This is a genomic window from Candidatus Pelagibacter sp. HIMB1509 (assembly GCF_052047855.1).
Lineage (GTDB): Bacteria > Pseudomonadota > Alphaproteobacteria > Pelagibacterales > Pelagibacteraceae > Pelagibacter.
Map to the genome: position 1 here is coordinate 692,491 of NZ_JBNAIU010000001.1, position 12,373 is coordinate 704,863.

The following is a 12,373-nucleotide window of genomic DNA, read 5'->3' on the forward strand; positions in this document are numbered from 1 at the left end:
TAATAGAACCTAATAGAATTTATTAACAATATCAATTCTTAGGTGCAGTTGTTAAATAATTTGCATCGTGAAAAGAAGTTAACATTTTTTTCTTCGTACTTATGATGTGTGGATAGTAAGCTGTTCCTTTATAATTCCAAATAACTGGTTTGTTGAGTGCATAACTTCCATAAATAAAAAATCTTTTTGGACAGTTTTTTTCTATAAAACGCTTAACTCCATGATAAGAATTTGGTGTTGATTGAAAAAATACCACAGTTCCTTTCTTTGGTGTGAATGCTTTGACCACTTCCAATTCACTCATTTTTGGAAATCTTCTGAAACTTTTTCTCAAATTTTTCTTTGATTTTTTTCTATAAATTGTAAGCGATCCTCCATTTTTTTTTGGGATATCTGTTAGATAAATTAAGAAATTATACAATCTCGTAATATCATCTCTATGAGGACGTAATCTATATCCTCCTTTAGAAACTGAAAAATCAATATCTAAATTAACTTTTGGGTTAGTATAATTATTTCCTAATAATTTTTTTAACTCACTAGAATTTAATTTCTTTTTAATAGTAAATTTCTTTTGATTAAATATTTTTGGTTTGTGAGTGTTTGTCCAAGATCCATCTTTAAAATTTTTAGAAAAAAGAGTTTCAATTTTTTTATAAAATGCTTTGCTATTAAAAAGTTTGAAGAGTTTTGCAGAATTATTTGAAGATTTAATATAGTTATTAAAATTTTTTGAGCCTTTATTAATTCTACTTCGACCACCCATAATCATGTCGTCAAAAGCTTTAGATTTACTAATCTCATCAATTAATAAATTGCACGTATTTTTCTCAACAACCTTGTCTCCAACTAGTACAGGAAAATTACTTTTAATTTTTTTTAATCGATTAATTTTAAGCATTAACTATACATACCTTCTTTCACCTTAATCATTTTATACATCAGGTCATTTAAAGGTGTTTTTACTCCATGTTTTTTTCCAATTTTAGAAACAGCACCACTTATAAAATCAATTTCTGTTTTTCTTTTGTATTGAACATCAAAAGCCATTGAAGATTTGTTAGTTTGCATCGAATCTACAATTTTATTGAACATAAATAGACACTCATCTTCAGAAACATTAACTCCATCAGCAAGCGCTACTTCTCTTGTCTCTAAAATGATTTCTTTACCAAGTCCTCTTGAAACATCATTAGCCTTATTATTTACGTATAGATCGGTGTGATGTAGATCAAATATAGCTGAAAGAGGACCAATTGCTGTTAGGGCAAAAAGTTTCATCCATTTTCTTTTTTTTACATCTTCAGCTGCAATCATTTCTAAATTATGTGCAGTAAAAGTATCAGCTATTTCTGTAATTCTTTCTGTTATTCCTCCTTCATATTCACCAATCCATGAAGGTAATGCACCATGGTTCATTATATGACCTGGTCCTAAAATATTTGAAGCTTGTGTTGTTGTTCCACCGATTACCTTTTCATTTCCAACGATACTTTGAATTATTGCTTCATGACCAATTCCATTTTGAAAAGACATGAAAACTGTTTTTTCACCAATAATATTTTTAATGCTATTTAGTGCTGGTTCTAATGCAGTTGCTTTACACATAACAATCACGGCATCCATTTTATCTAAAGATGACGGATCTGAAGTAGCATTAACTTTAATTGTACGATCACCACCGTGACCATCCATTTTTAATCCATCTTTATTAATTGCATCTACGTGCTCTTTCCAAACGTCAATTAAAGTTACATTTAAACCTTTTTCAGCTAGCAATCCTCCAAACAGGCAGCCCATAGCACCTGCACCTAATACGGCTACTTTCAAATCTTTATTTATCATCGTTACCTTTTTTAAATTATTTATGTATAGAAATTATATATATTATCTATAGACAATATGCAAAATAAATTATAGCTTATTAACATCATGCAATTAAAAATAGAAAAAGGAACTTTCACAAATCACTCACTTGAAGATATAGCGAGTGCATTAAAAAAAGGACTTTCAGAAAATTTTAAAAATGTTGAAGTAGAAGTTGTAGATTGTCCTAATCTTCGTGAATGGGATTGTCCATCTGAAGGAATTAGCGGTAACCAAAAAATCATAGATGTTGGTGGTGAGCCATACATGCATGATCCTAATTTTATTGGTGCTGAATTTGATTACCAAGAAATTTCTAAAATGATTGGATCAGAAAAATCTTATGCTTTAGGTGCTGGATCTGGTGCAATGTCGTGTTTGGATGGTCACTGCGGAGAACTAGTAATTAATGAAAATTTAATTACTGACGAGTCTAGATCTATAATTGCAAGAGTAAGTCCTGATAAAAAATGTATTGTTGAAAAATATAGTGCAAGAAAACACGGTGGACTTGGAAATATTTATTATACCGATGGTAAGCAAGGAAAAGTAATTAAAATAAAAATTAAAGGAAGATCAGGTGATCAAGGTTCGCTTCCACAAGCAATGAGGTCTTCTTTGTCTAATAATTTAAATCTTAAAGAAAATGAACATATTGCTATTGCAGGTGTGTTTAGAATTTTAGAAGGAAAAGTAAGATCTCATGTTCAACCAGATTATAAAGATATTAAACATGAATACTATGATCCAAAACAAATGAAGTGTGTAAAAGATTTTCTTCAATTTTACGAACCTGTTGGTCCAAAATTACAGTGTTATACCGTTCTGTGGACTGGAGACCCTACTGGAGGAGAATTGAATTTAAGAGAGTCTGGTGAACATACACATTTTCATTCTTATGAACACGATAAAGATGCTGGTCATTACCATTTTGATGTAACACCAGATGAAATAGAATATGAAGGATATTTTAATACAGCTTCAGAAGTGCATAGAGTGAATAATATTTATAAAGAACTACTAAGCAAAAATAGTATTGAATAGAAAACTTATTAAGTTTAAGTTTATTTAAATGAAAAGACAGTTTAAGTATCCAAAACATTTTGAAGAAGATAAAAAAATTCCAAAACTTACACAAAAAAGAATTAAATTAGCTGAAATTTCACTTGGAGATTTTGAGGGAAGGTTAGCAAATGAGTTATTAAATTGGTTTTCTTTAACACCTCAACACTGGATTATGTTGCATATGGTGATGCTTGCTTATTATAAAAATAAATCCATTACTAAAAATGAACTGTTAAGAGTTATAGAGAAATCTTATTTAACATCGAATGTCTATATTGATACGGCTATAAAGAAAGGATACTTTAGAATTATTAGAAACGAAAAAGATAAAAGATCAATTTTTATTTTACCATCAGTTGTTACTATTAAAACATTCGAAGGATTTATAGATAGAAGAGATATTCTCTATAAAGATGTTAAATAATGAAGAATGTCTATACATGGGCTGCAAAACCAGCCAAAAGATCAACCACAGTAGGTGATTTAAAAGCGGCCAAAGGTAAAAGAAAATTTACTCAAGTTACTGCAAATACGACTGACGAAGCATCAGCTGCAGAAAAAGCTGGCTTTGACATGATTATTGCTAATGCTAAAAATGTTATTCCAGTTAGGGAAGGGTCAAAAAATCTTTTTTTAACCGCAGCTTTAGTTTTGAATGAATATGTTACAGCAGATGACATTATGTGTGGAGCGTTTAAAGCTTTAGAAAATGGTGCAGATGCCGTGATGACACCACGAAGTATGGACATAGTAGAAATGTTAGCAAAGGAAGATGTGCCTGTGATGGGTCACTTAGGATTAGTTCCAAGAAAATCAACTTGGATAGGTGGACTTCGAGCAGTTGGTAAAACTGCAAATGAAGCTTATGAATTATTTCAAAAATTTAAAAGATTAGAAGATGCAGGAGCTTTTTCTGCTGAGTGTGAAGTAATACCTGAAAATGTAATGGGAGAAATTTCTAAACGAACAGATATTGTAACTGTCTCTTTAGGATCTGGAAGAAATGCAGATGTGATGTATTTATTTATGGAAGATATTTGTGGTGATACCGAAAATCCTCCAAGACATTCTAAAGCTTATGGAAATTTATTAAAACTTAGAAATGAAATTAAGGTTGAAAGAGTTAAAGCTCTTAAAGCATTTAAAAAAGATTCTATGGCTGGAAAGTTTCCAAGTAAGAAACAATCCTCTAATTTAGATAAAAATCAGTTTGAAGAATTTTTAAATCAACTTGATTAATAAGTAGCGTCGTCGTCTTTTTTAGACAAAGAACCTTTCATCTTATCTACAGTTGCTTTAGCGCCAGCACTTAAAGCTCTTAAATCAGAAGCTATCGTTACAAAATCAAAACCTTTTTCAATCATCTTCGTTGCGTATTCTGTTGTACCATTATGAATTCCTGCAAAAATATTATTTTTCTTTGCATGTTCTAGAATTCTCAAAATTTCAGAATAAGCTTTTGTAGTTTCAGCTCGATCAAAGCCAGGTTTTTCTCCAATTGCTAAACTTAAGTCTGCAGGCCCAATATAAATACCATCGACACCTGGTGTAGACATTATCTCATCTAAATTTTCCAAAGATTCTTTAGTTTCTATCATTGCTAATTTAAGAATTTCTTCATTAGCGTGATCTGCATAATCTGCACCACCATAAATTAATCCTCTAACAGGACCAAAACTTCTATAACCATCAGGTGGGTACATACAAGCTTGAACAAAATTTTCAGCTTCTTTTCTATTGCTGACCATTGGACAAACAATTCCATAACAACCAGCATCTAAAATTTTCATTATTTGGCCTGGTTCATTCCAATTAACTCTAGCAAGTGGAGTGACATCTGTTGTCGAAATTGTTTGAAGCATTGGAAGAGCATTACTGTAATCAACCAGTCCATGCTGCATATCTATAGTTAATGAATCCCAACCTTGATGTGCCATTGCTTCTGCAGATGCAGTACTTGGAATTGCGCACCAACCATTAATGACGGGTTTACCGTCTTTCATCATTTGTTTAATTTTATTTTTTCTCATTTTTATACCTTTAATGCCATGTGCGTGTATTTAACGTTTAGATAATCTTTGATCGCCATTGATCCACCTTCACGTCCATAACCAGTTTGTTTGATACCACCAAAAGGAGCTTCTGCTACAGCAACTGCCCCAGTATTAACAGCAACACAACCAGATTCTAACATTTCAGAACCTCTATTCGCTTGATCCATGTTATTTGTGTACAAATAACTACATAAACCAAGATCATTATTATTTGCTCTTTCAATAACTTCATCAAATGTTTTAAACGTAAGAACTGGCACTAAAGGACCAAATGGTTCTTCTCTCATAATTGTAAAATCATCTTTTACGTTATCAAAAACAGTTGGTTCATAAAAATAACCTTTGTTAAAGCCAGAAGGTCTTTGTCCTCCCATTAAAACATCAGCTCCTTCATTTTTTGTTGTCTCAACTAGTTTTTCAATTTCTTCTAATCTTTTTGCAGTTGTAAGAGGACCAAGCTCTACACCTTCATCCATACCATTTCCGATTTTTAATTTCTTTGCTCTATCCATAAAAGCACCTAGAAATTCATCTTTTCTGCTTTCTTGAATATAAAATCTGTTTGGAGAGATACAAACCTGTCCATTGTTTCTAAATTTTGCAGTTATCGCAATATCTGCAACTTTATTCATATCAACATCATCACAAACAATAAAAGGTGAGTGACCACTAAGTTCCATCGTTACTCTTTGAACTTTATCTGCAGCTTTCTTTAATATTAATTTACCAACTCTTGTTGAGCCAGTGATTGATACTTTTTTAATAATATCAGACTCTAATAATTCATTTGAAATTTCTGCAGGATCACCAGATAACAAATTTACCACACCATCAGGTACACCTGCTTCTTTGCAAATATTAACTAATTCCATAACTGCACCTGGTGTAATTACATCTGGTTTACAAATTACAGAGCAACCCGCAGCTAGTGCTGTTGAAATTTTTCTTGCAGCCAAAATAATTGGAAAATTCCACGGTATTAAGGCAGCCACAACTCCTACTGGCTGGTAATAAACATGAACTCTTGTATCAGGAAATCTACTTTGAACTGTTTGACCGTAAATTCTTTTTGTTTCTTCAGCATTCCATTCAAATATATCAGCTCCTCCACCAACTTCTCCAACTCCTTCAGCAAGAGGTTTACCAACTTCAAGTGTTAACCATTTAGCAAGAACATCTTTTTTCTCTCTCATTAGATCTGCAATTTTTCTAATGACATATGATCTTTGCCATGGTGTAGTGTTGCTCCAAACTTTAAGACCTTTCTCAGCTGACTTTAATGCTTTTTGTACATCCACTGAAGATGCTTTTGATGCTTTTCCAATCACTTCCTCTGTTGCAGGATTGATTACATCATAGGTTTCTTTTTTTTCTGCTTCTTGCCATTTTCCATCAATGAATTGTCCAAATTTGCTATACATAATTTTTTATTTTTTTTAAGGTTTACTAAGTTAGGTTTTTTATTTTATAAATATAAATATATAAACACTATACATAAAAAAAAATAAACTAATTTATGAAAAAAATCACTCTTACTTGTGCACATGCAATCGTTAAATATTTAATAGCTCAAAAAATATTAATTAATGGCAAAAAAGAACCACTCTTTCCTGGTGTCTTTGGAATCTTTGGGCATGGAAATGTAGCTTGTTTGGGGCAAGCACTTGAAGAAAATCAAAAAGAATTACCAACCTATAGAGGTCATCATGAACAGAATATGGCTTTAACTGGCATAGGTTATGCTCGAGCTAAAAGAAGACAACAAATTTTTGTTGCAACAGCATCTGTTGGCCCAGGAGCAACAAACATGGTTACTGCAGCAGCAGTAGCAATGAGTAATAGATTGCCAATTTTATTTCTACCTGGTGATACCTATGCAAATAGAATGCCAGATCCAGTATTGCAACAAGTAGAACAATTTAATAACCCAAGCATAACAGCAAACGATGCTTTCAAACCAGTTACAAGATATTTTGATCGTATCACTAGACCTGAACAAATAATTCAATCATTTCCTATAGCAGTTCAAACTATGTTAGATCCTGCTGATTGTGGTCCTGCTTGTATTGCGCTAAGTCAAGATATCCAAGGTCAAACTTTTGATTATCCAGAAGAATTTTTTAAAGAAAGAGTTCACACAATTAGAAGACCAAGACCAGATGAATTTCAAATTAAAGAAGCAGCTGAGATAATTAAATCTTCAAAAAATCCAATCATAATATCTGGAGGGGGAGTTTTTTATTCAGATGCAATGGAAGAGTTAAGTCAGTTTGCAATCAAACACAATATTCCAGTTACACAAACTGTAATGGGTTACTCAACAATGAAAAGAGATCACTCTCATTTTGCAGGTCAAATTGGAGGACTTGGTGGAAAAAATACAAACTCATTAGCAAAACAAACTGATCTTGCGATTGCAATAGGTACAAAGCTTGCTGATTTTACCACAGGATCATGGGCAAACTTTGAAAACGAAAATTTCAAATTAGTTTCAATTAATGTATCAAGATATGATGCTAATAAACATTTAGCACAAGCTGTTGTTGGAGATGCGAAAGTATCATTAACTGAACTTTCTCAAGCTTTAGGTGATTGGAAAGCAGGAGAGGATTGGAATAAGAAATCTCAAGCTGAACTTAAATCATGGAATGAACATATAGATAAAGAGAGCGCTCCAACTAATCAGGAGGTTCCAAGTTATGTTCAAGTAATTGGAGCTATTTATAGAAATTCTGATCCAACTGATATTGCAGTTACAGCTGCAGGAGGTTTGGTAGGTGAAGTAATCCAAGTATGGAGACCAAGAGAACTTAATACTCATGAAACAGAGTGGGGTTTTAGTTGTATGAGTTACGAAATATCTGGAGCACTAGGAATTAAGATGGCTAATCCAGATAAAGAAGTGATCTCATTTGTTGGCGATGGTTCTTATTTATTAAATAATACTGATATTTATTCTTCAGTAATTACAAAAAATAAATTGATCATCGTTGTTTGTGATAATGGAGGCTTTGCAGTTATAAACCGACTTCAATTATTCAAAGGTGGAAAAGAGTATAACAACTTATTAAAGAGTTCTAATACCCCAGGTTTAGTAGATGTAGATTTTGCAAAACATGCAGAGAGTATGGGTGCGAAATCTGAACACGTTACTTCAATTTCAGATCTTGAAGCTGCATTTAAAAGAGCTAAAGCATCTGATGTAACTTATGTTATTTCAATTAAAACTCATGCTTATAAATGGGTAGAAGGATCATCTTTTTGGGATAGTCCAACTTTAGAAATTCCAACAACCAAAGAAAATGAAGAAGCTTTAAAACTTTATAAAGAAGGAAGAAGCAAGCAAAGACAAGGTATTTAATCCTCTATGAACAAAGTATTTAAAGTTGGCCTTATAGGTTGTGGTCATATTTCAGAAACTTATTTTAGAGCTGAAAAATATTTTAATAATATTAAGATAGTTAAATGTGCTGATATCAATCATGCTAATGCACTTAAATGTGCAAAGACATACAAAATTAAAGCATTATCGGTAAAAGATTTATTAAAAGATCAAGAAGTAGAAATCATATTAAATCTAACTATTCCAAAAGCTCATTATCAAGTTGCTAAGCAATCATTGTTGAATGGTAAACATGTTTATTCTGAAAAACCTATGGCCATTAATTTTAAAGATGGATTAGACCTTGTTAAAATTGCAAAGAGAAAAAAACTTTATATAGGAAATGCACCTGATACTTTTTTAGGTGGCGGAATTCAAAAATCAAAAGAGTTACTTGAGAAAAATATATTAGGTAAAATTTCATTAGGAAATGCAATTTTTGCATTCCCAGGTGTTCAATCCTATCATCCAAATCCAGAACCTTGGTTTGCTAAAAAAGAAGGTGGTCCAGTTATAGATATGGGTCCTTATTATCTTACAGCTTTAGTGAATTTATTGGGACCAGCTAAAAAAGTCACTGGAAGCATAATGGAAGGAGTAAAGAGACGAACAATTGGAATTGGACCTAAAAAAAATAAAACCTTTAAAGTTGAATGCCCAACAACATATTTATCAACAATTCAGTTTGAGAATGGCACAATTATAAGATTAACTTTATCATTTGATGTTATTGCGCATCAAAGAAATCACATTGAATTATATGGAAGTAAAGGTTCCATGATTGTACCAGACCCAAATATGTTTGGTGGATCTGTCTATGTTTGTAATAAACTAGGGGACCCTTGGAAAGAATATAAAACAAACAAAATGCATCTTGGTAAAATCAACATAAGATCACAAAGTTCTAGAGCAAACGAGTCTCCTACTAATGCAAATTACCGTGGAGTAGGACTAGCAGAAATGGCTTATTCAATTGAAAATAAAAAAATAAATAAATGTAATGGAGAACTATCTCTTCATGTTTTAGATATCATTCAATCAACCATGAAAGCATGTAAGACAAACAAACCACAAGCAATTAAAACTACATGCAAAAAGCCAAGTTTATTTCAAATAAAAGATATAAAGAAAATATTGAAATAATTTTTATAATCAAAATATGAAAGTTCAATATTTTGACTTAAAAGATAAACGTGCTTTAGTTTCAGGTGGAGCATCTGGTATTGGAGCATCAATAGTTGAACATCTTTGCGAACAAGGTGTTGAGGTTTATTTTTTTGATATAGATAAAAAAGAAGCTCAGAAATTAATTTCGAAAATAAAAAGGAAAAAACAAAAAATACCTACTTTTCATTTTTGCAATATTAAAAATATAAAAAAATACAAAACTCTAATCCAGGGTATTATTAAAAAAAAAGGTCCAATTGATATTTTAGTAAACAATGCATCCAATGATCAAAGGCACACTCTTGAAGAAGTTACAGAAAAATACTGGGACGACAGAATGGCTATAAATTTGAAGCACTATTTTTTTGCTATTCAAGCAGTTAAAAAAAGTATGATAAAAAACAAAGGTGGATCAATTATAAATTTAGGTTCTGTTAGTTGGATTAGAGGAGCCGTGATGTTTCCAGCATATAGCACAGCAAAAGCTGCAATTTTTGGTTTAACAAAATCTTTAGCTAGAGATTTAGGGCAACATAATATTAGAATAAACTCTATTGCACCTGGGTCTGTTGCAACTAAAAGACAGTCAAAATTATGGTTAAATCCAAAATTTAAAAAAGAAATTTTAGATAAACAGTGTCTTAAAAAACAAGTATTACCTGAGGATGTCTCAAGGATGGTTTTATATTTAGCATCAGAAGTTTCATCTGGATGTACTAAACAAAATTTTACGGTAGATGCTGGTTTAATTTAGAGCTTAGCTTAACTTCTTTTTATTTTCAGCCATTGATAATGCAATTTTAAATGAATTTAAAATTGGAGCTAAGTTAGCTTCATTTTTACCAGCAATTGCAAACGCAGAACCATGTGCAGTTGTTGTTACAGGAACAGTTAATCCACCTTGAACAGTAACTCCTCTATCAAAACCAAATGCTTTAAGTCCAGACTGAAGTGCATCATGATACATTCCAACCATACAATCATGATTTTTATTTTTATAAGCAACTACAAAAGATGTATCACATGGTAACGGACCATCTGTATTAAATCCAAGTTTTTTTGCTTCTTCTATTGCTGGAATAATTTCATCTTTTTCTTCAGTGCCGAATTCTGCATGTGGGTTAAGTGCTTGAACTGCTATTCTAGGATTTTTTACACCGTTTAATTCCATAACTTCATTAATTAATTTGATAGGCTTTAAGATATTTTCTTTTGTTATATGTTGAGCTACTTCTTTAATAGGAATATGAGAGGTTACTCTTGCTGTCCAAAAATTATCTATAACATTAAACTCACAACAAAAACTTTTCACATCTAATTTTTCAGCCATTAATTGTAATTCATCCGAATGTGTATTTCCTCCAAGCTTTAAACTTGTCTTATTCATTGGAGCAAAATTAATTGCATCAATTTTTTTTTCCTTAGCAAGATTTAATGCTAAATCTAAAGCTTCTAAAACACTTTCACCTGATTCTTTTGAAGGCTCAGCAATTTTATATTTATGGTTTTTTCCTTTTGAAATATCTAATAAAAATCTGTTGGATTTATTAAAATCAATTTGATCAAAATCTTCTACGATTTCAAGTTGGTGAGAGTTTCCAGTTACATTATTTCCACTCTCGAGAATTTGCTTTTCACCAATAACAACAATATTTGCTTTGTGAGTTATCTCTTCACTTAATAATTTTGAAATTAATTCAGGTCCTATCCCTGCAGGATCCCCAAGTAGAAGTGCGATGTTAGCTTTTGTTTGTGTCATTTTTTTACTTTACGTCTTGTATCAGAGTATGATTATATATTTATATATAAGTTATATATATAAAAACTAAATAAACTAAAGAGGGAAATAATGAAAAAAAGTTTCAAACTATTTTTAGCTTCTGCTTTACTAGTAACTGAATTTTTTATTGTGGCTCTTCCATTAATGATCACATCTGCAAAAGCTGATGGTCATCCAATACAAGCAATTACTCACGCTGGTTTTGGTGGTGGAACAGATGTTACTACTAGAATGATGTTACTAAGAGCTAGAAGAGAACTTAAGCAAGATATGCAATTAGTAAACAAAAAAGGTGGTGGTGGAGCGACATCTATGGATTACATGATGTCTTTACCTGCAGATGGTAACCACACTTTAACTTGGACTACTGGTCATGCAGTATCTATGGCTTTAGGAAAAACAAAAGTTAAATTAAGCGATATGCAGCCTTTAGCAAGAGGTACAGATGATCCTCAATTGTTTGTTGTTAACTGTAACAATGAAATTAAAGATGCTAAAAAATTCATTAGCGTGCAAAAATCAAAATCACTAAAATATGGAACAACACACACTGGTGGTATTGATGACGTTAGTGCAATTGCATTTACTAAAAAAGGTGGATTAACAGATCCAACTATTGTTGCTTACAAAGGTGTAGCACCAATTAAAACTAACCTAATCAAAGGTGATATCGATGTAGGTGTTTTAAACTTAGGTGAAGCATTAACTGAAATCAATGAAGGTAAACTTTGTGTATCAGTTGTTTTAGCAAATAATAGAATGGCTAAAATTGCAGACTCTCCGACAGCTAAAGAATTAGGAATACCTGTTTCTTTATCAACTGTTAGAGGTTTCGTAACCAAAAAAGGTGCTCCAGCGGATAGAGTTAAACAGTTAGAAGCTGGAATGATGAAAGCTATGAGCCACAACTATTACAAAAATTTCTTAACAGAAATTGGTCTTGATGACACTAGTGTAGTTGGTGCTGACGAGTGGGGTAAGCAAATGGAAGAAATGCTTGCTGAAATGACTGCTCAGCTAAAAGCTTTAGGTTACATTAACTAATCTAATTAAAAGTAC

12 protein-coding genes are annotated in these 12,373 nt (G+C 31.8%); 7 read left to right on the forward strand and 5 right to left on the reverse strand.

The window, feature by feature from the left end:
* Positions 1-31: 31 nt before the first annotated feature.
* Positions 32-901, reverse strand: a complete 870-nt coding sequence (locus ACTTBO_RS03585; RefSeq protein ID WP_440656438.1) for a 2OG-Fe(II) oxygenase — start codon at positions 899-901, stop codon at positions 32-34.
* Positions 901-1,845 (reverse strand): ketopantoate reductase family protein, encoded by a 945-nt coding sequence (locus tag ACTTBO_RS03590; protein WP_440656439.1) that lies wholly within the window; start codon positions 1,843-1,845, stop codon positions 901-903. The genes ACTTBO_RS03585 and ACTTBO_RS03590 overlap by 1 nt, the downstream gene beginning before the upstream one ends.
* A gap of 87 nt (positions 1,846-1,932) precedes the next feature.
* Between ACTTBO_RS03590 and ACTTBO_RS03595 the strand changes: the two genes are divergently transcribed.
* Genes ACTTBO_RS03595 through ACTTBO_RS03605 form a run of 3 tightly spaced genes read left to right on the forward strand, consistent with a single transcriptional unit; the run spans position 1,933 to position 4,170 of the window.
* Entirely contained in the window at positions 1,933-2,910 is a 978-nt protein-coding gene (locus ACTTBO_RS03595; protein WP_440656440.1) for a DUF1907 domain-containing protein, read from the forward strand.
* A gap of 28 nt (positions 2,911-2,938) precedes the next feature.
* On the forward strand, positions 2,939-3,355 hold the full coding sequence (locus tag ACTTBO_RS03600) for a hypothetical protein (protein WP_440656441.1): 417 nt from the start codon (positions 2,939-2,941) through the stop codon (positions 3,353-3,355).
* Positions 3,355-4,170: a 3-methyl-2-oxobutanoate hydroxymethyltransferase gene (locus ACTTBO_RS03605; protein ID WP_440656442.1), complete on the forward strand. Its 816-nt coding sequence runs from the start codon at positions 3,355-3,357 to the stop codon at positions 4,168-4,170. The genes ACTTBO_RS03600 and ACTTBO_RS03605 overlap by 1 nt, the downstream gene beginning before the upstream one ends.
* Here ACTTBO_RS03605 and ACTTBO_RS03610 read toward each other — a convergent pair.
* Together ACTTBO_RS03610 and ACTTBO_RS03615 are read right to left on the reverse strand one after the other, a co-directional pair.
* Positions 4,167-4,961 (reverse strand): HpcH/HpaI aldolase family protein, encoded by a 795-nt coding sequence (locus ACTTBO_RS03610; protein ID WP_262589470.1) that lies wholly within the window; start codon positions 4,959-4,961, stop codon positions 4,167-4,169. The two genes, ACTTBO_RS03605 and ACTTBO_RS03610, sit on opposite strands and share 4 nt — an antisense overlap.
* 2 nt (positions 4,962-4,963) lie before the next feature.
* The gene (locus ACTTBO_RS03615; protein ID WP_440656443.1) at positions 4,964-6,406 is read right to left on the reverse strand and encodes an NAD-dependent succinate-semialdehyde dehydrogenase; all 1,443 of its coding nucleotides are present in this window, start codon (positions 6,404-6,406) and stop codon (positions 4,964-4,966) included.
* A gap of 95 nt (positions 6,407-6,501) precedes the next feature.
* Here ACTTBO_RS03615 and iolD point away from each other — a divergent pair, with 95 nt between their 5' ends.
* Genes iolD through ACTTBO_RS03630 form a run of 3 tightly spaced genes read left to right on the forward strand, consistent with a single transcriptional unit; the run spans position 6,502 to position 10,288 of the window.
* Positions 6,502-8,346: a 3D-(3,5/4)-trihydroxycyclohexane-1,2-dione acylhydrolase (decyclizing) gene (gene iolD / locus ACTTBO_RS03620; protein ID WP_440656444.1), complete on the forward strand. Its 1,845-nt coding sequence runs from the start codon at positions 6,502-6,504 to the stop codon at positions 8,344-8,346.
* A gap of 6 nt (positions 8,347-8,352) precedes the next feature.
* Positions 8,353-9,510: a Gfo/Idh/MocA family protein gene (locus ACTTBO_RS03625; protein WP_440656445.1), complete on the forward strand. Its 1,158-nt coding sequence runs from the start codon at positions 8,353-8,355 to the stop codon at positions 9,508-9,510.
* Between the two features lie 16 nt (positions 9,511-9,526).
* Positions 9,527-10,288: an SDR family NAD(P)-dependent oxidoreductase gene (locus tag ACTTBO_RS03630; protein WP_440656446.1), complete on the forward strand. Its 762-nt coding sequence runs from the start codon at positions 9,527-9,529 to the stop codon at positions 10,286-10,288.
* A 3-nt stretch (positions 10,289-10,291) separates the two neighbouring features.
* Here the strand turns inward: ACTTBO_RS03630 and ACTTBO_RS03635 are convergent, their stop codons facing one another.
* A complete protein-coding gene (locus ACTTBO_RS03635) occupies positions 10,292-11,293 on the reverse strand; it encodes a 4-hydroxythreonine-4-phosphate dehydrogenase PdxA (RefSeq protein ID WP_440656447.1) in 1,002 nt (333 codons plus the stop codon).
* A gap of 90 nt (positions 11,294-11,383) precedes the next feature.
* Here ACTTBO_RS03635 and ACTTBO_RS03640 point away from each other — a divergent pair, with 90 nt between their 5' ends.
* Positions 11,384-12,358: a Bug family tripartite tricarboxylate transporter substrate binding protein gene (locus tag ACTTBO_RS03640; protein WP_440656448.1), complete on the forward strand. Its 975-nt coding sequence runs from the start codon at positions 11,384-11,386 to the stop codon at positions 12,356-12,358.
* The last annotated feature ends 15 nt before the right edge of the window (positions 12,359-12,373 follow it).